Origin of the sequence: Sphingomonas sp. MMS12-HWE2-04, from assembly GCF_044881185.1 — a bacterium.
Classification (GTDB): domain Bacteria; phylum Pseudomonadota; class Alphaproteobacteria; order Sphingomonadales; family Sphingomonadaceae; genus Sphingomonas.
Genome location: NZ_CP173254.1, coordinates 1,841,388 through 1,864,411 on the forward strand (window position 1 = coordinate 1,841,388; position 23,024 = coordinate 1,864,411).

Annotated in this window: 27 protein-coding genes; 15 read left to right on the top strand and 12 right to left on the bottom strand. The window is 64.7% G+C overall.

Annotation, left to right across the window (positions count from 1 at the left end):
• Nucleotides 1-151 precede the first annotated feature (151 nt).
• Both AB2M62_RS08285 and AB2M62_RS08290 read right to left on the bottom strand, forming a co-directional pair.
• Entirely contained in the window at nucleotides 152-583 is a 432-nt protein-coding gene (locus AB2M62_RS08285) for a DUF488 family protein (RefSeq protein ID WP_404339287.1), read from the bottom strand.
• Nucleotides 558-1,334: a lysoplasmalogenase family protein gene (locus AB2M62_RS08290; RefSeq protein ID WP_404339289.1), complete on the bottom strand. Its 777-nt coding sequence runs from the start codon at nucleotides 1,332-1,334 to the stop codon at nucleotides 558-560. Before AB2M62_RS08290 ends, AB2M62_RS08285 begins: the two co-directional genes overlap by 26 nt.
• Between AB2M62_RS08290 and AB2M62_RS08295 the strand changes: the two genes are divergently transcribed.
• Genes AB2M62_RS08295 through trmFO form a run of 5 tightly spaced genes read left to right on the top strand, consistent with a single transcriptional unit; the run spans nucleotide 1,317 to nucleotide 4,923 of the window.
• Nucleotides 1,317-1,868, top strand: a complete 552-nt coding sequence (locus AB2M62_RS08295; RefSeq protein ID WP_404339291.1) for a GbsR/MarR family transcriptional regulator — start codon at nucleotides 1,317-1,319, stop codon at nucleotides 1,866-1,868. The two genes, AB2M62_RS08290 and AB2M62_RS08295, sit on opposite strands and share 18 nt — an antisense overlap.
• A gap of 52 nt (nucleotides 1,869-1,920) precedes the next feature.
• Nucleotides 1,921-2,310 (top strand): hypothetical protein, encoded by a 390-nt coding sequence (locus tag AB2M62_RS08300; RefSeq protein ID WP_404339293.1) that lies wholly within the window; start codon nucleotides 1,921-1,923, stop codon nucleotides 2,308-2,310.
• 3 nt (nucleotides 2,311-2,313) lie between these two features.
• Nucleotides 2,314-2,748, top strand: coding sequence for a hypothetical protein (locus tag AB2M62_RS08305; protein ID WP_404339295.1), 435 nt, complete (start codon nucleotides 2,314-2,316; stop codon nucleotides 2,746-2,748).
• A gap of 27 nt (nucleotides 2,749-2,775) precedes the next feature.
• The gene (locus AB2M62_RS08310) at nucleotides 2,776-3,594 is read left to right on the top strand and encodes a fatty acid desaturase family protein (RefSeq protein ID WP_404339297.1); all 819 of its coding nucleotides are present in this window, start codon (nucleotides 2,776-2,778) and stop codon (nucleotides 3,592-3,594) included.
• Nucleotides 3,595-3,609: 15 nt separating this feature from the next.
• Complete coding sequence (trmFO, locus tag AB2M62_RS08315; RefSeq protein WP_404339299.1) at nucleotides 3,610-4,923, top strand: methylenetetrahydrofolate--tRNA-(uracil(54)-C(5))-methyltransferase (FADH(2)-oxidizing) TrmFO; 1,314 nt, start codon at nucleotides 3,610-3,612, stop codon at nucleotides 4,921-4,923.
• Here the strand turns inward: trmFO and AB2M62_RS08320 are convergent.
• A complete protein-coding gene (locus tag AB2M62_RS08320) occupies nucleotides 4,920-5,252 on the bottom strand; it encodes a hypothetical protein (protein WP_404339301.1) in 333 nt (110 codons plus the stop codon). The two genes, trmFO and AB2M62_RS08320, sit on opposite strands and share 4 nt — an antisense overlap.
• 206 nt (nucleotides 5,253-5,458) lie before the next feature.
• A complete protein-coding gene (locus tag AB2M62_RS08325) occupies nucleotides 5,459-6,103 on the bottom strand; it encodes a hypothetical protein (protein WP_404339303.1) in 645 nt (214 codons plus the stop codon).
• Nucleotides 6,104-6,210: 107 nt separating this feature from the next.
• Here AB2M62_RS08325 and AB2M62_RS08330 point away from each other — a divergent pair, with 107 nt between their 5' ends.
• Genes AB2M62_RS08330 through AB2M62_RS08340 form a run of 3 tightly spaced genes read left to right on the top strand, consistent with a single transcriptional unit; the run spans nucleotide 6,211 to nucleotide 8,818 of the window.
• A complete protein-coding gene (locus tag AB2M62_RS08330; protein WP_404339305.1) occupies nucleotides 6,211-6,747 on the top strand; it encodes a TadE/TadG family type IV pilus assembly protein in 537 nt (178 codons plus the stop codon).
• Nucleotides 6,744-7,265, top strand: coding sequence for a TadE/TadG family type IV pilus assembly protein (locus tag AB2M62_RS08335; protein WP_404339307.1), 522 nt, complete (start codon nucleotides 6,744-6,746; stop codon nucleotides 7,263-7,265). Before AB2M62_RS08330 ends, AB2M62_RS08335 begins: the two co-directional genes overlap by 4 nt.
• On the top strand, nucleotides 7,262-8,818 hold the full coding sequence (locus AB2M62_RS08340; RefSeq protein ID WP_404339309.1) for a TadE/TadG family type IV pilus assembly protein: 1,557 nt from the start codon (nucleotides 7,262-7,264) through the stop codon (nucleotides 8,816-8,818). The genes AB2M62_RS08335 and AB2M62_RS08340 overlap by 4 nt, the downstream gene beginning before the upstream one ends.
• Before the next feature lie 87 nt (nucleotides 8,819-8,905).
• Here AB2M62_RS08340 and AB2M62_RS08345 read toward each other — a convergent pair whose 3' ends face one another.
• Both AB2M62_RS08345 and pdhA read right to left on the bottom strand, forming a co-directional pair.
• Nucleotides 8,906-10,327, bottom strand: coding sequence for a pyruvate dehydrogenase complex E1 component subunit beta (locus tag AB2M62_RS08345; RefSeq protein WP_404339311.1), 1,422 nt, complete (start codon nucleotides 10,325-10,327; stop codon nucleotides 8,906-8,908).
• A 1-nt stretch (nucleotide 10,328) separates the two neighbouring features.
• Nucleotides 10,329-11,378, bottom strand: coding sequence for a pyruvate dehydrogenase (acetyl-transferring) E1 component subunit alpha (pdhA, locus tag AB2M62_RS08350; RefSeq protein WP_404339313.1), 1,050 nt, complete (start codon nucleotides 11,376-11,378; stop codon nucleotides 10,329-10,331).
• A gap of 255 nt (nucleotides 11,379-11,633) precedes the next feature.
• Here pdhA and AB2M62_RS08355 point away from each other — a divergent pair, with 255 nt between their 5' ends.
• The gene (locus AB2M62_RS08355; RefSeq protein ID WP_404339315.1) at nucleotides 11,634-12,437 is read left to right on the top strand and encodes a DUF1206 domain-containing protein; all 804 of its coding nucleotides are present in this window, start codon (nucleotides 11,634-11,636) and stop codon (nucleotides 12,435-12,437) included.
• Nucleotides 12,438-12,443: 6 nt separating this feature from the next.
• On the opposite strand, the gene AB2M62_RS08360 is transcribed toward AB2M62_RS08355, so the two are convergent.
• Nucleotides 12,444-12,761 carry a septum formation initiator family protein gene (locus AB2M62_RS08360; RefSeq protein ID WP_404339317.1) on the bottom strand — a complete coding sequence of 106 codons (318 nt, stop codon included), beginning with the start codon at nucleotides 12,759-12,761 and terminating at the stop codon, nucleotides 12,444-12,446.
• Nucleotides 12,762-12,872: 111 nt separating this feature from the next.
• On the bottom strand, nucleotides 12,873-14,147 hold the full coding sequence (gene eno, locus AB2M62_RS08365; protein WP_404339319.1) for a phosphopyruvate hydratase: 1,275 nt from the start codon (nucleotides 14,145-14,147) through the stop codon (nucleotides 12,873-12,875).
• A gap of 117 nt (nucleotides 14,148-14,264) precedes the next feature.
• Between eno and AB2M62_RS08370 the strand changes: the two genes are divergently transcribed.
• From AB2M62_RS08370 to AB2M62_RS08390, 5 genes are all read left to right on the top strand, one after another.
• Complete coding sequence (locus AB2M62_RS08370; RefSeq protein ID WP_404339321.1) at nucleotides 14,265-14,807, top strand: hypothetical protein; 543 nt, start codon at nucleotides 14,265-14,267, stop codon at nucleotides 14,805-14,807.
• Between the two features lie 14 nt (nucleotides 14,808-14,821).
• Entirely contained in the window at nucleotides 14,822-15,160 is a 339-nt protein-coding gene (locus AB2M62_RS08375) for a phage holin family protein (RefSeq protein ID WP_404339323.1), read from the top strand.
• Nucleotides 15,157-15,507 carry a DUF3618 domain-containing protein gene (locus AB2M62_RS08380; protein ID WP_404339325.1) on the top strand — a complete coding sequence of 117 codons (351 nt, stop codon included), beginning with the start codon at nucleotides 15,157-15,159 and terminating at the stop codon, nucleotides 15,505-15,507. The genes AB2M62_RS08375 and AB2M62_RS08380 overlap by 4 nt, the downstream gene beginning before the upstream one ends.
• A 4-nt stretch (nucleotides 15,508-15,511) precedes the next feature.
• The gene (locus AB2M62_RS08385; RefSeq protein ID WP_404339327.1) at nucleotides 15,512-15,862 is read left to right on the top strand and encodes a hypothetical protein; all 351 of its coding nucleotides are present in this window, start codon (nucleotides 15,512-15,514) and stop codon (nucleotides 15,860-15,862) included.
• 96 nt (nucleotides 15,863-15,958) lie between these two features.
• Nucleotides 15,959-16,183, top strand: a complete 225-nt coding sequence (locus AB2M62_RS08390) for a DUF4170 domain-containing protein (RefSeq protein WP_404339329.1) — start codon at nucleotides 15,959-15,961, stop codon at nucleotides 16,181-16,183.
• A gap of 57 nt (nucleotides 16,184-16,240) precedes the next feature.
• Here the strand turns inward: AB2M62_RS08390 and AB2M62_RS08395 are convergent, their stop codons facing one another.
• The 4 genes from AB2M62_RS08395 to carA form a co-directional block, all read right to left on the bottom strand.
• Entirely contained in the window at nucleotides 16,241-16,864 is a 624-nt protein-coding gene (locus AB2M62_RS08395; protein ID WP_404339331.1) for a rhomboid family intramembrane serine protease, read from the bottom strand.
• Nucleotides 16,865-16,871: 7 nt separating this feature from the next.
• The gene (gene greA / locus AB2M62_RS08400) at nucleotides 16,872-17,348 is read right to left on the bottom strand and encodes a transcription elongation factor GreA (RefSeq protein WP_404339333.1); all 477 of its coding nucleotides are present in this window, start codon (nucleotides 17,346-17,348) and stop codon (nucleotides 16,872-16,874) included.
• Nucleotides 17,349-17,547: 199 nt separating this feature from the next.
• Nucleotides 17,548-20,877, bottom strand: coding sequence for a carbamoyl-phosphate synthase large subunit (carB, locus tag AB2M62_RS08405; protein ID WP_404339335.1), 3,330 nt, complete (start codon nucleotides 20,875-20,877; stop codon nucleotides 17,548-17,550).
• A gap of 388 nt (nucleotides 20,878-21,265) precedes the next feature.
• Nucleotides 21,266-22,438 (bottom strand): glutamine-hydrolyzing carbamoyl-phosphate synthase small subunit, encoded by a 1,173-nt coding sequence (gene carA / locus AB2M62_RS08410; RefSeq protein WP_404339337.1) that lies wholly within the window; start codon nucleotides 22,436-22,438, stop codon nucleotides 21,266-21,268.
• Between the two features lie 132 nt (nucleotides 22,439-22,570).
• On the opposite strand from carA, the gene AB2M62_RS08415 reads away from it, so the two are divergent.
• Nucleotides 22,571-23,023, top strand: coding sequence for a GatB/YqeY domain-containing protein (locus AB2M62_RS08415; RefSeq protein WP_404339339.1), 453 nt, complete (start codon nucleotides 22,571-22,573; stop codon nucleotides 23,021-23,023).
• The last annotated feature ends 1 nt before the right edge of the window (nucleotide 23,024 follow it).

A 23,024-nucleotide genomic window follows, 5' to 3' on the forward strand; every position in this document is an offset into this window, starting at 1 on the left:
GCCGGACGGTTTGGCGCGGCGTTGCAACAAAGCGAAATACGCCCGTAACGCCCCGCCGCCAGAGCGTTTTGCAGCCGGCGTTCTCTTCCCCCTCTGCAGCGCCGGCTCCCCGAACTCACGGGGCGGTCCTTCGAGGCCGCCCCGATTTTTTTCAGGGGACCAAGTCCACCACATCGGCGCCTTCGCCTTCCGCCTCGAGCAGCAGGGTGCGGTGGCAATGTTCGGGGTCGCGCTCGAAGCACAGCAGCGCGCTTGGCTTCTCCGCGGCGAGCGCGCGCATCTGCGCCGCCTGCGCCTGCGCCTCGGGCAGCCCGAGCTGGACGTCATAGACTTGGCGCAGCATGGCGACATCGCCCTTCTTCGCCGCATCGCGCCCGCGCTTGGGCGTGCCGAGCTGCTTGAGGTGGACATAGTCGATGCCCTCCTCCTTCAGGCTCGCGGCCAGGCTGTTCTTCGAAAAGCCCGGGCGCCGCGACAAGGGCAGCGCCCGCACGTCGATCACCCGCTCGACCCCGGCGCGCTGCAGCGCGGCGATGAACTCGGCCATGGTGGTGGCTTCATAGCCGATGGTGAAGACTTTCACGCGTCTCTCCTGCCAGCGTGCAAACCACGCCCCAGGCGATCAACGCCTGTCCGGCGAAATAGGTCGGCCAGATCAGCAGCCCGGGCACCGGCGAGTTTCTTAACGGGCCCAATTCCGCGACGAGCAGCAAGTCCGAGGTCACGAACAGCGCCGCGCCCGCCTTCGCGATGACGGGAAAGCGGCTGACCCAGTTACTCCCGCACATCGCCCCCAGGCCGAGGGCATAGAGCGCTATCCCGGGGGCTGGACTTGGTCCGGTAGCAAGGATCGAAACACCTGCCGCAACGCCTGCCGCCCAGGCCATCGGTGCGGCACCATTGCGCAGGTACATGGTCGTCGCCGCAATATGCCCGCCAAGAAATGCAATCGCGCCGACCGTCAGCCCGCTAGCCTCGAGCAAGACGTCGCCGAGCGCCCCCAGCCCCAGCGCCGTCGCGATCAGCCACTGATCCGTCCGCCGCGCCTTCGTCGCCGCCCAGACCGCGAGCAGTCCGACGCCCGCCCCTTTCCAAATCGTGTGCAGGAGCGGATCCACCGCGAACCAGAGGGTGGCGTAGAAACTCCCGCCCGCCAGCAACGCGAGCAGAAACGGCATGTTCGATGCGGCCATGCGTCGTGCCAAGCCGTCCTCCCCATTTGCACCAAGCAGACAGCAGTCACTCACGCCGCGCAACCGGCAATTGACAGACCGCAGAGCGTCCGATATTTCTGTAAATACAGAAATGGTGAAAACATGCCCCTGACCGATCATCCCGATGCCAAAGCCTTCATCCTCCACTGGGGAGAAATGGGCACGCATTGGGGGGTCAATCGCTCGGTCGCGCAGATCCATGCGCTTCTCTATCTGTCCGACGCCCCGATCACTGCCGAGGATATCGTCGATGCGCTGACGCTGGCGCGCTCGAACGTCTCGACGGGACTCAAGGAACTCCAGTCCTACGGCATCGTCCGCCGCGTCCATGTCGAGGGCGATCGGCGCGACCATTTCGTCGCCGAGACCGATCTCTGGGAGTTGCTGCTGCGTATCACCGCCGAGCGCAAGCGCCGTGAGATCGATCCCACCATCACCCTGCTCGCCGAACTGTCAGCGCGGCTGGCGAAGGATGAGACAGCCCCCACACAGCTTCGAGAACGCGTCACCCGCACGCACGAGTTCATTTCCACCCTTGGCGACTGGTACGAACAGGTTCGCCGCCTTCCCAAGCCGACCCTCGTCACGTTGATGAAGCTCGGTGGCAGGGTTGCGCGCTTCGTGCCGTCGCGCCGCGCTAAAACCGAGACCTAAGCCCGCGTCACAGTTAGGCGATGCCACGCCTATATATTTCTGAGATTTCAGAATGAAGGGAAATGTCATGATCGAGGTCGTCTACGCGCTCTACCTGCTGCTCACGATCGGCATCACGATCTGGGTCGCCCGCACGCTTTCGCGCAACGGAGAGGTGTTCCTGGTCCAGTGCTTCGGCCATAACGAGACGCTGGCGCGCTCGACCAATCACCTTCTGGTCATTGGCTTCTACCTGATCAACATCGGCTTCATCACGCTGACGCTCAGTCTCGGCGCCGAGCCGACCACGCTTCCCGGCGCGATCCGCTTCCTCAGCTCGAAGGTAGGGCTCGCCGTTATCGTGCTCGGCGCGATGCATTTTTTCAACATGGGTGCCATCGCGCATTTCGGCCGGACGGTCGAAGGCTGGTTGGTCGAGCGCCGCGTAGCACGAGGAGCCTGAGCCATGCACGCGCCCGTGCGCATCGTCTGGATGCGGGGCGCGCTCAGCCGACCGCTGCTGAGCGCCGGCATTCTCTACCTCCTCGCATTCCCGCTGACGGCGCAGATGCTGTGCCCCTCGGCGGCTTGGCCGGTCGTGCTGGACATCAGCATGTTGGGGATCGTGCCTCTCCTCCTGCTCGCAGGAATAGTCGGCGCGCTCCTAGCCTTGTTGCCGGTGCTGATCGGGACTGCGGCAATGGCCGAACTCGGTCGCCACAATCTGGGGCTGCAGCATCCCGCGATGTGGGCGCTCGCGGGCGCTGCCACCGCGGCGGGAATCTGCGCGACTTTGGGCACGAGGCCGGACGAGCCGCCTGCGCTCGCATTGATCTTCACCGGAAGCGCCTGCGCACTGCTCGCTCGCCAAAAGATCCGCTGGATAGAAGCGGAGCGCTGAACGCTTCGGGAAGAATTGGAGGAAGCCATGACACGCAGTGCACGCCACGCTCGCCGACAGCCCGAAATCCAGTGGCGAGACCTCGTATCGATGCGCGTCCGCGACGGACTGGCGGAATGCTGCAATCCGCTGCCCTGGTTGGGGCTCAGCCTGGGATGCGCGGCCTTCGCGCTCTGGGTGCCTGCGACAATCGCCTCGTTCCTGTTCTTCCTGACCGCGCTGCGGCTCAACCACGAGGCGATCCACGGCAATCTCGGTTTTCGGCCCCGCGGGGACCGGATCGTGCTGCACGCGCTTAGCGCGCTGATGCTGGGATCCAACAGCGCAGTCGCCTTCAATCATCTCCGCCATCACCAGCATCTCGGCACCGACGGCGATCTTGAGGGAGCGGCGGGCAGGATGCGCCTGGGACAGGTCCTGTTGTTCGGCCCGGTCTTTCCCATTGCGATGCACCGCGCGGCATGGCGCGACGGCAGCCCGGCGCTGCGGCGGCGCATGCGGATCGATGCCGCGCTCAATCTGATGACGATCGGCGTTGCGCTGGCCAGCGGCATCGGTTTCCTGCGCTATCACCTCGCGGCAATGCTGGTGGCGCAATGCCTGACTGCGTTCTTCGCGGTCTGGACCACGCATCACGACTGCGAAGACCAGATCGCCCGCACCCAGCGCGCGCCGCTGCTCAACTGGATGACCTACAACATGTTCCTGCATCTCGAGCACCACCTCTTCCCCGGCGTGCCGGTGCGCCGGCTGGGCATCGTCGCCGTTCGGCTACGCGCCGTGCAAGCTGGCAATGCCAAGCTGGTTGTGCCCGAACCTCGCATGGTTGCTTGGCGGAGAGCGTAAGTTTAGGGCGCCGCGATGACACACGACATCCATATCATCGGCGGCGGGCTCGCCGGCTCCGAAGCCGCGTGGCAGCTCGCCCAGGCAGGCTTCCGGGTCAAGCTTTCCGAAATGCGCGGCTCCGGCACGATGACCGCCGCGCATCAGAGCGACCGTCTCGCCGAGCTCGTCTGCTCGAACAGCTTCCGCTCCGACGATGCCGAGCGCAATGCCGTCGGCCTGCTGCACCAGGAAATGCGCGATCTCGGCTCGCTGATCCTGAGCCAGGGCGACATCCACAAGGTCCCCGCCGGCTCGGCGCTCGCCGTCGACCGCGATGGCTTCGCCGACGGCGTCACCGCCGCCCTCGCCGCGCATCCCAACATCACCATCGTCCGCGAGCGCGTCGATGCGCTGCCCGCCGAAGGGCTGACCATCGTCGCCACCGGCCCGCTCACCGCACCCGGCCTTGCCGAGAGCATTGGCGGCGCTACCGGCAAGGAGCAGCTCGCCTTTTTCGATGCGATCGCGCCGATCGTCCACCGCGAGTTGATCGACATGGAAGTCGCCTGGTTCCAGTCGCGGTGGAACAAGGGCTCGGGCAAGGATTACATCAATTGCCCGATGACCAAGGACGAATATCTCGCCTTCCACGCCGCGCTGATGGCCGGGGAGAAGACCGAATATCGCGAATGGGAGAATGTCCCCTATTTCGAAGGCTGCATGCCAATCGAAGTGATGGCCGAGCGCGGGCTCGATACGCTGCGCTACGGCCCGATGAAGGGCGTCGGCTTGGATCAGCCCAGCACCGGGCGTTGGCCCTATGCGGTGGTCCAGCTCCGGCAGGACAATGCAAGCGGCACCTTGTGGAACATGGTCGGCTTCCAGACCAAGCTCAAATATGGCGCACAGGTCGAGCTGTTCCGCACGATCCCCGGGCTCGAGAAGGCCGAGTTCGCGCGGCTGGGCGGGCTGCATCGCAACACCTTCATCAAGTCGCCCGAACTGCTCGACGGCACGCTGCGGTTGAAGTCGCGCCCCAATATCCGCTTCGCCGGGCAGATCACCGGCTGCGAAGGCTATGTCGAGAGTTCGGCGATCGGGTTGCTCGCAGGTCGCTTCGCCGCGGCCGAGCTGGGCGGCAAGCCGCTGGCCACGCCGCCGCGCGAGACCGCGTTGGGCGCGCTGCTCGCCCACATCACCGGCGAGGCGGAGGTCGAGACCTATCAGCCCATGAACGTCAATTTCGGGCTGTTCCCGCCGATCGAGGGCCGCACCAAGAAGGCGGACCGCAAGCTGATGTATACCGAACGCGCCCGTATTGCGTTCCGGGAATGGGTTCCGGCCTAGTCGTCGGCGTCTTCCTTTGGCGCCGGTGCGGCGGGTCCACAGCTGCAGCGCGGCTTGGCCGCACGCTTGGGCGCGGTCGCGAGGAATTCGGCGCGGGTTAGCGTTGCCGACTTGTCCTTGTCGGCCTCCGCGAACTTCGTGGTCGTCTTCAGTGCCCATTCTTCGAAGCCGAGCTTGCCATCGCGATCGGTGTCGAGCTTGGCGAACGCCTTGCGCCGCGACATCAGATACTCCTCGCGGCTGACCGCGTCGTTGCGATCCTTGTCATAGCGATCGAACCGCTTCTGCTCGCGGGTCTTGGCGCTGGCGCTTGGCGCGGCGTCCGGCAACGCAACCTCGTCGGCCGTTGCAGCCGTTGCTGGCGCAGACGGCGCGCCAGGGAAGCGCGGCGCTGTCGAGGCCGTGCCTCGAAACAGGAACATGCCCGCCAAAGCCAGCAACAAGGCCGCGGCGGCCCCAACGAAGTAGCGCCACATCGCCGATCTCCCCTGATCGATTGGGGGAGCCTAGCGCCACCGCTGCGGCTGGCAAGCCGCTAGCAGCCGGTCAGCCGGTGCCAGAACAGCCTCGCGACGTGCCGTGGGCCCATCTGCGGCGCTTCAAGCCCGATCCTCGCGAGATGGGTCAGGGCGCCCAGCGCGCGCCCGTTGCGGCTCCATCTTTGCCCCGCCGCCTCCGCAAGCAGAGGTGCCGCGATCGCGCGGGCCTCCGCCGCCTCGCGAGGATCTGCGAGATTTCCTGCCAGGTCCGCCAGCGCCCAGCCCTGCCCAGCAATCTCAACCGGATCGGATGCATTGGCGCTCAATATGGTCGCCGCGGTCGCAAAAAGCCGACCGCGCCCCTCGCCGAATTGGACGAGCGCCGCATGGCCGAGCACATCTTCCTCGATCAGGACTTCCCAGCCATGGACGATCGGCACCAGCGCCTCGCCGCGCACGCCTTTGGGCAGCACATGACGCGCCAAGGCCTGGAGCACGGGCTCGGCCGGGGCAGGCGCGATGTCCAGCTTGGCCAGTGCCTCGCGCCACCAGGCAAGTCGGAGCTGCCCGACTGCGGGCTGGGTGGTGGTGCGCAGCAGCAGCGCGAGCGCGTCGTCGAGCGCCAGCAGCGCGGTCAATCCGTCGCGGGCGTACGTCGCCGCATAGGCGAGGATGATCCGGCGCCAGGGATCGCGTTCCATCGCGGGGGTCCTTCTAGGAATTTGTTAACTGATCCCATGGCATGCCAGCCCAAAGGGACCAAGGGCTGCGTGACATGATGATCCACTCGTCCCGTTTCCGGGGTTTTGTGCGCCGTCGCAGCGCCAGCCCTGTCGCGCGCCTGCTCGCCGACACGCGAGGTGCGGCGTTGGTCGAGTTCGGCTTTGTCGCCGTCCCGTTCGCCGCGCTGATGGTCGCGATCCTGCAGACCAGCCTGGTCTTCTTCGCGCAACAGACACTCGAGACCACCGCAGAAAAATCGGTGCGGCAGTTGCTTACCGGCCAGGCGCAAAAGAGCAGTATGAGCAAGGACGGGTTTAAAACCCTCGTCTGCTCCAAGCTTCCGTCTTTCATGAAGTGTTCGAACGTGCTTGTCGACGTCCAGACTGCGGCGAGCTTCGCGGCCATTTCGACTAGCGCGCCGGCGATCACTTTCGACAGCAACGGCAACGTCACCAACAGCTTCGTGTATACGCCCGGCGGCGCCGGATCGATCAACATCGTTCGGATCATGTACGTCTGGGACGTCCAGGGCGGTCCGCTGGGCTTCGACCTGTCGACAATGTCGAACAAGAAGCGCCTCCTCTATGCCACATCGGTCTTCAAAACGGAGCCCTACACATGATGGGCGCCCTGCTCCGCGAAAAGCGCGGCATAGCGGCGGTGGAATTCGCCTTCGCGCTCCCCTTCCTGGTGCTGCTGTATATCGGTGGTTACCAGCTCTCGGACGCGATATCGGCCTATCGCAAAGTGACGGTCGCGACACGAACGATCGCTGATCTTACTTCGCAATATACCTCGGTGACCAACGGCGATCTAGACGACATCCTCGCGGCCAGCCAGCAGGTGATGACTCCCTATAAAATGGCGAACGCCGAACTCGTTGTATCGCAAGTTTCAATCGACGGCAGCGGCAACGCCAAGGTCTCATGGAGTCGCGCGCGCAATACGACCGCGCTGACCGAGGGCTCCGCCTACACCGTCGCGTCGTCGATCAAGCAAAACAACACCTCGCTGATCGTGGCGACGATCAAGTATAATTATGTGCCTGTCGCAGCGAGCAGCCTGATCGGCACCATACCGATGCGCGACGTCATTATCATGAGTCCGCGCGCCTCCAGCACAGTGAAGAAAATCTCATGAGCGAACTCCGGAACCGTTTCGCGCGCATGGGCCGGGCGCTGCGCGCCGTCGCCCGCAGCCGCCGTGGCAACGTCCTGATGATCATGGCCTTCTCGGTCATCCCGCTCACCCTTTCGACGGGTATGGCGGTGGACTATGCGCGCGCCGCCCGCCTGCAGACCAGGCTCAATGCCGCGGCCGACGCCGCGGCTCTAGCGGCCGTTACCGAGCCGATGATGAAGCTCGACAACACGGCCGCGAAGAATGCCGCACTTGCCATGTTTAAGGCGCAGATTAGCGATTTGCCCGGCCTTATCTGGAACGATGCCGACCTGGTCGTAACGATTACCGGCAACAACGCCGCCACGACGACCCGCGATGCCGTCGTCACCTATACGGCAAAGTCGACAAACGCCTTCGCCGGTATCGTCGGCATGACCACAATCACGATCGGCGGCCGTTCCAGCGCAACCGCTACGGCGGCGCCAAATATCGATTTCTACCTCGCGCTCGACACCTCGCCGTCGATGGCACTGCCGACCCAGACCGCGGGCTTCTCGATCATGGACAATGCCGTGGGCTGCGCTTTCGCCTGCCATTCGAACAAGATCGAGAATTCGGTGACGCAATCGATGGACCGGATGATCATGAACATCCCGATGTTGTCTATCAACAAACCAATGTCGACGATCCTCGACAGTGGAAAGGCGACGGAACGGACGCAGATCGACGCGAACGGTAGCTATTATTATAACAACAGGACCACCAGCGAATCCAAATGCTATACGAATAGCAATACCAAGAAGGATCTCTGCATCTACAATAGCGACGGAACTTATGTTGACAGCTACTGGTATGCCCTGAATCAGGGTGTTCGCTTGCGCGTTACCGATGAAAGGACGGCAGCAGCCGACCTGATGACGCTCGCCGCATCCTACGCAGTCGCGAACAGCCGCACGTATCGCGCAGCCATTTACACGTTCGATCACAAGACCAATTTCAAAACGATCTCGTCGCTCTCCGATCTCACCACGGCGGGCAACGCAGTGAGCAAGGTCGATCTGGTAACGGTCAACGACAAGGCCGGTGGCGGACGCCCCCCGAATGGCGAGAGCGGTAGCGAATATCTTTTCACCAGCTTCGAATCGGTTTTGACCAACATGCTGTCGGTAATGCCGACCACGTCGGGCAAAGGCTCCAATCAGCTCGGCGATACGCCGCAGGCTTTCCTGTTCATGGTCACGGATGGCATGAGCGACGAAAGCCTTACCGGCAAAACCGCTAATCGCACGCGCGCCGCGATGCAGGCAGCTCAGATAACCCAATGCAACGCGATCAAGGCGCGCGGTATCAAGATCGCGATCCTCTACACCGAATATACGGTGGCTTCGATCCAGGACGACGAGCCTAATCAACGCGCCATCGCAACTGCGGCTATCCCCAATATCGCGCCGCAGCTTACGAAATGCGCGTCGCCCGAGCTGATGTACACGGTCAAAACCGATCAGAGCATCTCGGATGCGCTGCAGGCCCTGTTCACCAAGGCCGTGGCCACCGCCCGCCTCGCGACCTGATCCGAACGGGCGCTGCGAAGCGGCCGCGCCGCGCAAAAAGGGGCGCCGCACACATTGTGCGACGCCCCTTCTTAATTCCAGCCAGACTCAGGCCTTGTACGTCACCTTCTTCACTGCCTCGACCACCTTGGCCGCGCTGACCAGCGCGAGCTTCTCGAGGTTGGCGGCGTAAGGCAGCGGCACGTCTTCGTTGGTGACGCGCAGCACCGGGGCGTCGAGGTCGTCGAAGCCCTGCTCCATCACCACCGCGGAGATTTCCGAGGCGATCGAGCAGGTCGGCCAGCCCTCTTCCACCACCACCAGGCGGTTGGTCTTCTTGACGCTCTCGAGCACGGTCGCGGTGTCGAGCGGGCGCAGCGTGCGCAGGTCGATCACCTCGGCATCGATGCCCTCGCCCGCCAGCGTCTCGGCGGCTTCGAGCGCAACGCCCACGCCGATCGAGTAGCTCACCAGCGTGACGTCCTTGCCGGCGCGCACGATCCGCGCCTTGCCGATCGGCAAAACATAATCGTCGAGCTTGGGAATTTCGAAGCTGCGGCCGTACATCAGCTCGTTCTCGAGGAACACGACCGGGTCTTCGGAACGGATCGCCGCCTTCAACAGCCCCTTGGCGTCGGCCGCGTCATAGGGGGCGATCACGATCAGGCCGGGAACGCTGGCATACCATGGGCCATAATTCTGCGAGTGCTGCGCGCCGACGCGGCTCGCCGCGCCGTTCGGACCGCGGAACACGATCGGGCAGCGCATCTGGCCGCCCGACATATAATTGGTCTTTGCGGCCGAATTGATGATGTGGTCGATCGCCTGCATCGCGAAGTTGAACGTCATGAACTCGACGATCGGCTTGAGGCCGCCCATCGCCGCGCCGGTGCCGATGCCGGCAAAGCCATATTCGGTGATCGGCGTATCGATCACGCGCTTGGCGCCGAACTCCTCGAGCAGCCCCTGGGTGACCTTGTAGGCGCCCTGATACTCGGCGACTTCCTCACCCATCACGAAAATGCGTTCGTCCTTGCGCATTTCCTCGGCCATGGCGTCGCGCAAAGCTTCGCGGACGGTCGTCTTGACCATCTCGGTGCCTTCCGGAATCGCCGGATCCGCAACCGTTGCCGCCTTGTCGCTGGCAAGCTGCTTGGTGCCGCTCTCGGCCTTTTTCGGGCCGCCATCCTCGCCGGCATCGGACTCGGCGGTCTTCTGCTCGGCGGCAGGCGCCTCGGCCTTGGGAGCCTCGGCTGCGGGAGCGGGAGCGGGAGTGGAGGCGTCTTCGCCTTCGCCCGCAATCGTCGCGATCACGGTGCCGACCTTCACGTTATCGGTGCCCTCGGCAACGACGATCGATGCGATCGTGCCTTCGTCGACGGCTTCGAATTCCATCGTCGCCTTGTCGGTCTCGATCTCGGCGAGGATGTCGCCGGACTTCACGACATCGCCTTCCTTGACGAGCCACTTGGCGAGCGTGCCCTCTTCCATCGTGGGCGACAGCGCCGGCATCTTGAGTTCGATCGCCATCTCAATAGGTCTCCACCAGCACATCGGTGTACAATTCTGCGGGTTCGGGTTCGGGGGTCTGCTCGGCGAAATCGGCAGCGGCGTTGACCACCTTGCGGATCTCGGCGTCGATCGGCTTGAACTCTTCTTCCTTGACGCCGAGCGCCTCGAGCTCGCGCTTCACCGCCTCGATCGGGTCGGACTTGTCGCGGACCGACTGGACTTCCTCCCGGCTGCGATACTTGGCCGGATCGGACATCGAGTGGCCGCGATAGCGATAGGTCTTCATCTCGAGGATGATCGGACCCTTACCCGCGCGGACCCAGGCCAGCGCCTCCTCGGCGGCACCGCGGCAGGCGAGCACGTCCATGCCGTCCACCTGGATGCCCGGGATGCGGAAGCTCTCGCCGCGCTTGTAGAGCTGGTCCTCGGACGAGGAGCGGTTGACGCTGGTGCCCATGGCGTACTGGTTGTTCTCGATCACATAGATGATCGGAAGCTTCCACAGCTCGGCCATGTTGAACGATTCATAGACCTGGCCCTGGTTCGACGCGCCGTCGCCGAAATAGGCCATCGCGACGCCGCCATCCTCGTTATACTTGTGCGCGAACGCCAGGCCCGTGCCGAGCGAGACCTGCGCGCCGACGATGCCGTGGCCGCCGTAGAATTTATGCTCGGTCGAGAACATGTGCATCGAGCCGCCCTTGCCCCGGCTGATGCCGGCGCCGCGGCCCGTGAGCTCGGCCATGATCACCTTGGGATCGATGCCATAGGCCAGCATGTGGCCATGGTCGCGATAGCCGGTGATCACCGAGTCCGTGTCGCCATTGAGCGCGGACTGCAGGCCGACCGCCACGGCCTCCTGGCCGATATAGAGGTGGCAGAAGCCACCGATAAAGCCGAGCCCATAGAGCTGCCCCGCCTTCTCTTCGAAGCGGCGGATAAGCAGCATCTGCTTGTAGAAATCGAGCAGCTCTTCCTTGGAAGGCTTGTAGCGCTCCGGCTGAGCGGGTCGCTCGCGGTTCGATACGGCGGGTTCGGTAGATGCAGTGCGTGCCGGTGCTTTGGCCACAGGATATCCTCATGCCCGGGGGGAGGTAATGCGGGGCCTATAAGCGCGTTGCTGGCCCGGACGCAACGTCAACGCGCGGAGAAGAATGCCGTTCAGCGAAGATGCGGGGCTTATACCTGCCTGCTCCTTCAAGCGCGCGATGTGCAACCGAAGCCGCGCTGCGCCGTTAGGACCGGCGCATTGCCGGGAGCCGAGGATGATCCGTACGTTTTGCCGAGCTTCAGCCCTGCCTCGCTTCCAAGCCCGGCAGAGCGCATGAGCCGCGATCCGCGCACCGCCGCAACGCTGGCGGCGCGGCTGGGCTTTGCAGCGCGCGGGCTCGTATACCTGCTCGTCGGCTGGTTCGCCCTGGACGCGGCACGCCTCGGCAGCGCTCCGGCTGACAATCAGCAGGCGATGGGCTCGCTGCTCGACAAGCCGCTTGGCCACATTCTCGTCGCAGCAATTGCCGTCGGCCTCGCCGGCTATGCCTTGTGGCGGTTGAGCGAAGCGTTCCTCGATCCCGATCGCCGCGGGACCAAAGCCAAAGCGCTGGTCGAGCGCATCGGCTTCGGCTGGAGCGCGGTCGTCCATTTCTTCCTCGCAATCTATGCCGGCAAGCTCGCTTTGCATCTTACCCGGCCTGAAACCAACCCGAGCGAGCAGCGGGCAGAAAGCTGGTCCGGCTGGCTGATGGACCAGCCCGGCGGCGAATGGCTGCTTGGGCTGATCGGGTTGCTGCTGATCGGCGGCGCGGCGGCGCAGGCGTGGAAGGCCTATCGTGGCAGCTTCGCACGCGAACTGACCGGCGACGTGCCGCTGCCGCGCTACGTTTGCCTTGCCGGGCAGATTGGCTATGCCGCCCGCGCGATCGTCTTCCTGCTGACAGGCTGGTTCCTCATCCACGCCGCGCTTGAAGCACGCGCCGATGAGGCAGGCGGTATCGGCCAGGCGCTCCGCACCCTGCGCGACCAGCCGCAAGGGCCGCTGTTGCTCGCGATCGTGGCGATCGGTCTGATGCTGTTCGGCGTCTACAGTTTCGTCGAAGCGCGCTTCCGCCGGATCCACATCGGCGACTGACGCGGCCTATTTGCCGAGCGGAACGATCACTTCATCGGGACGCGCGACGTTGAGCTGCTTGCGGACAAGCTCATCGACCATGTCCGGATCGGCGCCACGCTTGGGATCAAGCAGATCAACGCGATTCTTCAGCTCGGCGCGCTTCTTGGAAAGCGCCGCGAATTCGTCGTTGCGCTGGGCCAGTTCGACGCGCAGCTCCTTGGCCGCGACGATTCCGGTCGGCCCCATCACGGCATTATAGCCGAAGAAGCTGATCGCAATGAGCACGGCTGCGGGCAGGCCCGCGCGGCGAAGCAAGGTACGGATCGGAGAAGTGCGCCCCATGGCCTTGGTTTTTGCTTAACCACGCGCGTTAATCAAGGCCGCACATGTACTTATGCGACGGAATAGTGCGCGCCGGCTAAAATCGCACGCGGCGCGCACTATTCGTAGGCCTCACTTCAGGATGGAACGCCCCGCATAGACCGCAGCGTCGCCCAGCTCCTCCTCGATGCGGATGAGCTGGTTGTACTTGGCGAGCCGGTCCGAGCGTGCGAGCGAACCGGTCTTGATCTGCCCGCAATTGGTCGCGACCGCGAGGTCGGCGATCGTCGCATCCTCGGTCTCGCCCGAACGGTGCGACATCACTGCGGTGTAGGACGAGCGCTGGGCGAGGCTGACGGCCTCAAGCGTCTCGCTCAGCGTGCCGATCTGGTTGACCTTCACCAGCAGCGAATTGGCATAGCCGCCGTCGATGCCGCGCTTGAGGCGCTTGGGATTGGTCACGAAGAGATCGTCGCCGACCAGTTGCACCTTGGCCCCGAGCTTCTCGGTCAGCGCCTTCCAGCCGTCCCAATCGTCCTCGGCCATGCCGTCCTCGATCGAGAAGATCGGATATTTGGCGACGAGTTCTGCAAGGAAATCCACATTTTCGAGGCTGGAAAAGGTCTTGCCCTCGCCCACCATCTTATAGGCGCCGTCGCGGTAATATTCGGTCGCGGCGCAATCGAGCGCGAGCATCACGTCCTCGCCCGGCTTGTAGCCGGCGGCTTCGATGCTGCTCATGATGAAATCGAGCGCATCGGTGGTCGAGCTGAGGTTCGGCGCGAAACCGCCTTCGTCGCCCACGCCGGTCGCGAGGCCCTTGTCGTGAAGCTTCTTCTTGAGCGTGTGGAAGATCTCCGAGCCGCAGCGCACTGCCTCGACGATGTTTTCGGCGCCGACCGGCACGATCATGAACTCCTGGAAGTCGATCGGGTTGTCGGCATGCTCGCCGCCATTGATGATGTTCATCATCGGCACTGGCAGGACATGCGCGTTGACGCCGCCGACATAGCGATAGAGCGGCAGGCCGCGCGCGTCCGCCGCCGCCTTGGCGGCGGCGAGGCTGACGCCCAGGATCGCATTGGCGCCCAGCCGCCCCTTGTTCTCGGTCCCGTCCAGCTCGATCATCGCGCGATCGAGATCGGCCTGGTCCTCGGCATCGAGGCCCAGCACCTCCTCGGCGATCTCGGAATTGACGGCGTTGACTGCGGCCTCGACGCCCTTGCCGAGCCAGCGCGACTTGTCGCCATCGCGCTTTTCGACCGCTTCATGGGCACCGGTCGAGGCGCCCGAAGGCACCGCGGCGCGGCCGAAGCTGCCGTCCTCGAGCATCACATCCACTTCCACAGTGGGGTTGCCGCGGCTGTCGAGGATCTGACGGGCATGGATGTCGATGATTGCGGTCACGAAACGGTCTCCCTAACTAGGGTATGAAAAGGCGGTCGGGCGTGCCTCTAACCGCTCGCCATGGAACTCGCAAACGTGGCCGTGGTTGTTTCGGCAACAATATGGAAGGGCTTCAGCATGGCTGACACGAACACACCCAATTCGAACGGCGCCGAGGGCGTCACCTTCGATGCCGATCCGACCCTCGAAGCGAAGGCGGGCGCAGGTTCGGGCCCGGCGGCGATCAACTTCGAGGCCGACGATACCGCGGGCGGCGGGAAGCGCACCGCTTCGCAGCAGATCAAGGACGAAGCGTCCAAGTTCACCAGCCAGGCGGCCGATCGCGCCCGCGAGTTCGCCGGCCAGGGCAAGGAGCGCGCAACCGGCGCACTCGACGAGGTTGCCAAGATGATGTCTAGCGCCGCCGACGACGTCGATTCGCGGCTTGGCGAGGAATATGGCCGCTATGCGCGCTCGGCCGCAGACAGCGTGACCGGCTTCGCCGATGCACTGCGCGGCAAGGAAGTCGATGACTTGATCGACGACGCCACCGCCTTTGTCCGCAAGAGCCCGGTGATCGCGGTCGGCACCGCCGCCGCCGTGGGCTTCGTGCTCGCGCGGCTGATCAAATCGGGCTTCGACGCGGCAGGCAATTCTTCCGCCGGCACGCCTAAGGCCTGAGGGGGCAGCGGGGGGTGGCAGAGCCGGAAACAGACGCCAGCATCGGCGGGTTGCTTACGCAGCTCGTCGAAGACGGCAAGGGCTATGCGCAGGCCGAGATCGGCTATTATCGCACGCTGGTGCGCGCCAAGCTGCGCGAGGCCCGCGCCAGCCTGTGGTTCGGCACTGCCGCGATATCGCTTGCACTTGGCGCATCCGTCGCGCTGGTCGTCGGGCTCGTGCTTACCTTGTCGCCGATCGTCGGGCCCGGTTTCGCCACGCTGATCGTGGTGATCGGGATCGGCGCGCTTTCCGGCCTGATGGCCTGGCTCGCCTGGCAGCAGGTCAAACGCATCCTCGGGGACAAGCCATGAGCGAGAATCCCCATGACGTAGAGGCGGCACAGGCGCAGGTCGCCGCGGCGCGCGCCAAGCTGTTTGGCACGCTCGGCGCGGTGCAAGAGCGGCTCAGCCCGACAAACCTCGCTCAGGACGCAGTCGAGAGCGCCGCGCAAAGCGTCGCCTCTGCCGCCCGCAAGGGCGCCGAGACCGTGCGCAGCCGACCCTTCGCGGCGGCGGCGATCGCGGGCACCGTCGGCCTGGTCTTCGCGCGCGGCTGGATCGCCGATGCGCTGCGCCGCCGCAATCCTCATGCAACCGCCCCCAAGCCCAAGGGTTTGGACAAGGAACCGAAATCCGCGAAGCCCGCGAAGAAAGGATGATCCGATGACCACCAAAGCCGCGCAGCCCCCCGCGACCCAGACCCCTGCGGTCCAGACCAGCGCACCCAAGAAGAACGAACTGACCGAGAATCCGCTCGCACTCGTCGCCGGGGGCGTCGCGCTCGGCGCGCTCGTCGGCGCGCTGCTCCCGCGCAGCGCCAAGGAGCGCGAACTGCTCGAGCCGCTCGGCCGCAATCTTGCCGAGCGCGCCACCGCCGCGGCCCAGGCCGCCAAGGATGCCGGACGCCAGGAAATCGACTCGCTGCTCCCCGATCGCGATGCCACGCGTGAGAAGGTCAGCGCGCTGTTCGGCAGCGTCGTCGAGGCAGCCAAAGGCGCGAACCAGAAAGTCTGAACGGGGCGAATCGCTGCCTAAGGATCAGATCGGGGTTGAGCGGTTAAGGTTTCCGCCGGTAAGGGCTGGCGAAACCCGCTCTCCCCAGGAGTATCCATGAGCAAGCTTCACCTCGTCTTCGGCGGCCGCGTGACCGACCCGCAGACGCTCGACTTCACCGATCCCACCAAGCTAGACGTGGTGGGCATCTTCCCGGACTATGCCGCCGCCGAAAAGGCGTGGCGCGCCGCCGCGCAGCGCACCGTCGACGATGCCGAGATGCGCTATGTCGTCGTGCATCTTCACCGCCTGCTCGAGCCCGATCTCGAAACCAAGGCATAACCGCGCGCAGCACCCCGGCCTTTGCCGGGGTGCTCCATCGCGTTCAGTCAGACCAATTCAGGCGATGCGGAAATGCCAGCGCGCGAGCGGCTTGGCGAGCAGCAGTCCGGCAACGAAGCCGCCGATATGCGCCGCCGCCGCCACTGCCACGCCCGCGCCCATAAAGGCATAGCCGATCATCAGGTTGATCGCGGTCCAGCCGGCGGCGAGCCACAGCACGTGCACTGCCTTGGCCGGGATCGGGCCGAGATCGCGTGCGCGCGAACGGCCGAACAGCAGCGAATAGGCGCCGATCACTGCCGAGGCCGCGCCGCTGGCGCCGACCATCGGGGTGATCGATTGCGGATCGGGAAGCCATTGCGCGAAGGCCGCGGCATAGGCGCCGACGAGATAGAGGATCGCGATCCCCTTTGCGCCCACCGCTTGCTCGGTGTCGCGGCCGGTATAGCCCAGCATCAGCATGTTCATGCCGAGATGGAGCACGCCGGCGTGGAGCAGCGCCGAGCTGAGCGGCGTCAGCCACACCGGCACCGCGGCAAAGTCGGTGCCGATGCCGCTGGCGCGCGCGGGGATGAAGCCCGCGCGCATGAACGCCTCGTTCTGCCCATAGAAAAAGGTCACGGCCAGGCTCACTGCGGCCGTCACCAGCACGATGACCGAAGTCGCCGTCAGCCGGCGCATATGGGCCTCAGATGAATTCGATTTTGGAGACGACATAATAGCGGTCGCCGGCAGGTACCGACACTTCGACCTCCTCGTCGACCTTGCGGCCGATCAGTCCGCGGCCCAGCGGCGAATTGTACGAGATGCGGCCGGTCTTGGCGTCCGCTTCGGTCTGGCCGACGATCTGGTAGCGGATCGGCTTGTCGTCCTCGTCGAGCAGCGTCACGGTCGCGCCAAACACGACCTTGTCGCCCGAAAGGTCGCGCGGATCGATGATCTGGGCACGGCTCAGCTTGTCCTCGATGTCGGCGATCGACGCCTCGATCTGGCCCTGGCGCTCCTTGGCGGCGTGATATTCGGCGTTCTCCGAAAGGTCGCCATGCGCGCGCGCCTCCTCGATCGCATCGACGATCTGCGGACGCTCTACTTTGAGGCGCTTGAGCTCGGTGGTGAGCTTCTCATAGCCTTCCTGCAGCATCGGCATCTTTTCGACCGTCGCCATACGCCCTTGTCCTTCGTCAAAACCCGGTCCCCAAGCGTCTCAACAAAGAGGCGCCCGCACACTAACATCGATTGGGGGGATCATTTGTGCGAAGGCGAATAATAAGGTGCCGGCGGCGAAACATCAAGCGCTCGCCCCGAAACTGCCCCAATTCGGCGCCGGTGCGGAGCCGCTGCCCCGCACCGGATTTGCCGTGGAATCACCGGCGCCCGGCGTAGAAGGCCTGGAGCGGCTTCACGTCGAGGCTGTTCCGGCTCAGCGCCTCGATCGCGCGTGCCGTCGCGACGCTGGCGGGCGCCGTAGTGAAATAGGGGATCTTCTGCGCCATCGCGGTCTTGCGGATGCTCGAACTGTCCTTGAGCGACTGCCAGCCCTCGGTGGTATTGAAGATCAACTGGATGCCGCCGTCCTGGATGCGATCGACGATGTGCGGACGGCCCTGTGCAACCTTGTTGATCCGCTCGACGGCGATCCCTTCGGCCTCGAGGAAGTCGGCGGTGCCGCCGGTGGCGACGATTCCGAAGCCCAGTTCCGCGAGGATACGCACGCCGGGCAGCACCACCGGCTTGTCGCCGTGCTTGACGCTGACGAACAGCGTGCCCGACGACGGCAGCACCGTCCCCGCCCCAAGCTGCGCCTTGGCGAAGCTGGTGGCAAAATCACTATCGATTCCCATCACTTCGCCGGTGGACTTCATTTCGGGGCTCAGCACCGGATCGACGCCGGGGAAGCGCGCCCAGGGGAACACGGCTTCCTTGACTGCGATATAATCAATGTCGCGGTCGATCTTGGGCAGCGCCGCCAGCTTCTCGCCCGCCATCACCCGCGCCGCGATCTTGGCGATGGGAATGCCGATCGCCTTGGCGACGAACGGAACGGTGCGCGACGCGCGCGGATTGACTTCGATCAGATAGACTTCGCCGTCCTTGACTGCGAACTGGATGTTCATCAGCCCCTTGACCTTGAGCGCGCGCGCCAGCGCATGCGTCTGGCGCTCGATCTCGGCAACGATCGCGTCCGAAAGGCTGTAGGGCGGGATCGAGCAGGCGCTGTCGCCCGAATGGACGCCGGCTTCCTCGATATGCTGGAGCACCCCGGCGACGACGACATCGTCGCCGTCCGAGATGGCGTCGACATCGACTTCGATCGCGTCGCGCAGATACTGATCGATCAGCACCGGCGAGTCCCCGGAAACCTGCACCGCGGTCTGGATATAGTCGTCGAGCTGCTGGATCGTGTCGACGATCTCCATCGCCCGCCCGCCCAGCACATAGCTCGGCCGCATCAGCACCGGGAACCCGATCCGCTCGGCCGCCGCCACGGCTTCGTCGCGGCTGCGCGCCAGGCCATTGGCCGGCTGCTTGAGCCCGAGCTTCGAGACCAAGGCGGCAAAGCGCTCGCGGTCTTCGGCCAGATCGATCGCGTCGGGCGAGGTGCCCAGGATCGGGATGCCGGCGTCTTCAAGCGCCTGCGCCAGGTTGAGCGGCGTCTGCCCGCCAAACTGGACGATCACGCCGACCAGCTCGCCCTTCGACTTCTCGATCTCGAGGATCTCGAGCACGTCCTCGGCGGTCAGCGGCTCGAAATAGAGCCGGTCGCTGGTGTCGTAATCGGTGCTCACCGTCTCCGGATTGCAATTGACCATGATCGTCTCATAGCCCGCGTCGGCCAGCGCGAAGCAGGCATGGCAGCAGCAATAGTCGAACTCGATCCCCTGCCCGATCCGGTTCGGACCGCCACCCAGGATGACGACCTTGCGCCGATCGCTCGGCGCCGCCTCGTTCTCGGGCTCGCCGAAGCTCGGCGCCTCATAGGTCGAGTACATATACGGCGTCTTCGCCTCGAACTCGGCGGCGCAGGTGTCGATCCGCTTGAACACCGGGCGCACGCCCAGTTTGTGGCGCAGTTTGCGCACATCGGCCTCGGTAACACCGCCGGTCATCGCCTTGGCGACCTCGCCGATCAGGCCGGAGCTGCGCGCCATCGCGGCGGTGCCTTCGCGCATGTTGAGCGACTTGAGCGCGAGATAGGCCAGCCGCTTGTCGGAAAACCCCATCGACTTGAGCCGGCGCAGGCCGGCCGCGTCGTTGGGCAGGCCGTCGCGGCAAACAATTTCCTCGGCCGCGACGATTTCCGAAATCCGCTCGAGGAACCAGGGGTCATAGGCGGTCAGCGCGTTGACTTCGGCGACGGTGAAGCCCTCGCGCAGCGCCTGCGCCGCGATCAGCAGCCGGTCGGGGCTGCGCACGGCCAGCGCCGCCTCGATCTCGTCGCGCGGCGCGCCGGCAAGCTTGTCGACATTGTTGAAGCCCGAAAGCCCGGTCTCGAGCCCGCGCAGCGCCTTCTGCATCGATTCATGGATGTTGCGACCGATCGCCATGACCTCGCCGACCGACTTCATCGCGGTGCCAAGCGTGTTCTCGGCGCCCTTGAACTTCTCGAAGGCGAAGCGCGGGATCTTGGTGACGACATAGTCGATCGTCGGCTCGAACGAAGCCGGGGTCGCCCCGGTGATGTCGTTCATGATCTCGTCGAGCGTGTAGCCCACTGCCAGCTTGGCGGCGACCTTGGCGATTGGGAAGCCGGTCGCCTTCGAAGCCAGCGCCGAAGAGCGCGACACGCGCGGGTTCATCTCGATGACAATGAGACGCCCATCCTTCGGATTGACTGCGAACTGGACGTTCGAACCGCCGGTTTCGACGCCGATTTCGCGGAGCACCGCGATCGATGCATTGCGCATGATCTGGTATTCCTTGTCGGTCAGCGTCAGCGCCGGCGCGACGGTGATCGAATTGCCGGTGTGCGTGCCCATCGCATCGACATTCTCGATCGAGCAGATGATGATGGCATTGTCCGCACGATCGCGGACGACTTCCATCTCATATTCCTTCCAGCCGAGCAGCGATTCCTCGATCAGCACTTCGGTGGTCGGCGACAGATCGAGGCCTGAGCGCACGATCGCGATGAATTCCTCGCGATTATAGGCGATGCCGCCGCCCGATCCGCCCATGGTGAAGCTCGGGCGGATGATCGCTGGCAGCCCGACATGGTCGAGCGCGGCGAGCGCTTCGGCCTCGCTATGCGCGATCGCCGAGCGGGCGCTTTCGAGCCCGATCTTGGTCATCGCGTCCTTGAACTTCAGCCGGTCCTCGGCCTTGTCGATCGCCTCCGCGTCCGCACCGATCATGATGCAGCCGAACTTCTCGAGCGTGCCGTCATTCGCCAGCGCGAGCGCGGTATTGAGCGCGGTCTGCCCGCCCATCGTGGGGAGCACCGCATCGGGGCGCTCCTTCTCGATGATCTTGGCGACGATCGCCGGGGTGATCGGCTCGACATAGGTCGCATCGGCCAGCTCGGGATCGGTCATGATCGTCGCCGGGTTCGAATTGACCAGGACGATGCGATAGCCCTCTTCCTTGAGCGCCTTGATCGCCTGCGTGCCGGAATAATCGAACTCGCACGCCTGACCGATAACGATCGGCCCCGCGCCGATGACGAGGATGGAGGAGATGTCGGTGCGCTTGGGCATTATCGTTCCTGAGTCACTTTGATAGGGCGCCCAAAACAGTGGCTGTTGGACGCGAACACATCGTTAGACGATGCGGTGTGAACAATTTCGAGGGAGCCATTTGCCAGCCAACGCAAACGGACCCTCGGCTGTCCGTCGAAACCTGCCGCTCTACACTCTTGAGTGAAGATTCCCGATTGCTGAACCATCACGGTTCGCGAGTACCCCGTGGTAGCTCCACAATCCGTCATCTGAACTCTTGCGAGTAAACCTTCCGATCCCTTGGCTTGCTGGTAGACGGTGGTAGAACACGACCCGCTTCCTAAAGTCCTGTCTAGGACCCAAACAAGGGCAGCAACGAACAGAGCGACGACGATGGTGGCCAAGACCAAGATCTTGGCCACCAGCTTCAACGCTGCGCTCCCATCATCCCCACGAACCGCTCGAACAGATAGAGGCTGTCCTGCGGGCCCGGGCTGGCCTCGGGATGGTATTGCACGCTGAACGCCGGGCGGTCGGTGAGCTCGATACCGGCGTTGGAGCCGTCGAATAGCGACACATGCGTCTCGCGGGCATTGGCCGGCAGGCTCTCGCGCTCGACGGCGAAGCCGTGGTTCATGGAGGTGATCTCCACCGCGCCGTCTTCCAGCCGCTTGACCGGATGGTTGGCGCCGCGATGGCCCTGGAACATCTTGGTGGTCTCAGCACCCACCGCGAGGCCGAGCAGCTGGTGGCCGAGGCAGATGCCGAACAGCGGCTTGCCGGTCTCGAGCAGCTGGCGGATCACCGGCACGGCGTACTCGCCAGTCGCCGCCGGATCGCCCGGGCCGTTGGAGAGGAAGAAGCCGTCCGGATTGAATGCCATCACCTGCTCGAAGGTGGCGGTGGCGGGCAGCACGGTCACGTCCGCGCCGGCCTGGACCAGGTTGCGGAAGATATTGCGCTTCGAGCCATAGTCGATCGCAACGACCTGCGGGCGCTTGCTCTCGCCGCGGCTGGTGTCATAGCCGGCGCCGAGCTTCCACACGCCGCCTTCCCAGCCGAAATGCGTCTCGCACGACACGGTGATGGCGAGGTCCATGCCCTCCAACCCGGGCCAGGCGCGCGCCTTTTCAAGCAGCGCGTCGAGGTCGAACGTGCCCTCCCTGGAGTGCGCGATCACGCCATTGGGCGCGCCGCCGGTGCGGATGCGGCGGGTCAGTGCGCGCGTGTCAATGCCCGACAGGCCGATCCGCTTGTGCTTCGCCATCCACGCATCGAGATGTTCGGTCGAACGGAAATTGCTCGGCTCGGTCACGTCCTCGCGCACGATCATGCCCAGCGCGTGCGGGCCGTCGGCCTCGATATCGTCGGGATTGGCACCGACATTGCCGATGTGCGGGAAAGTGAAGTTGATGATCTGACCGGCGAAGCTCGGATCGGTCATGATCTCCTGATAGCCGGTCATCGCGGTGTGGAAGCACACCTCGCCGACGGCATCGCCTTCGGCACCGAATCCCCGGCCCCACACCACGTCCCCCGACGCCAATACCAAGACGCCGGTGGCTCCGGCGGGCGCAGACATGGGTTTGGCTTCGGCCATTGCGGGGTGGCGCTCCATAAGGTTGTTGCAGCGATGTCGCTAAGTCGCGGCGGCTAGACCCCCTGCCCCCTCGCGTCAACCGGTTCGCGGGTCTATCAGCGTCACATTCCCCGATTCACGCAAGAGAAGATGATGATCCGAGACGATATCAAGGCCGCCCAGATCGCCGCCATGAAGGCCGGCGACAAGGAAACCCGCGGCGCGATCAGCCTGATCCAGAGCGCGATCAAGAATTGCGACATCGAGGCGCGCACCGGCGGCGCACCGGCCGATGACGACGTGCTGGTAATCGAAGTCCTCCAGAAGATGGTCAAGCAGCGCCGCGAATTGATCGAGATGTATGTGAAGGGCGGCCGCCAGGAGCTCGCCGACGCCGAAGCCGCCGAAGTCGCGGTGATCGAGCGCTTCCTCCCCCAGCAGATGGGCGAGGACGAGACTCGCGCCGCGATCGAGGCGATCAAGGCCGATCTCGGCGCCGCGGGGATGAAGGACATGGGCCGCGTGATGGCCGAGCTGAAGGCGCGCCACGCCGCGACGCTCGACATGAGCAAGGCGAGCGGGCTGGTGAAGGCGGCGCTGAGCTGAG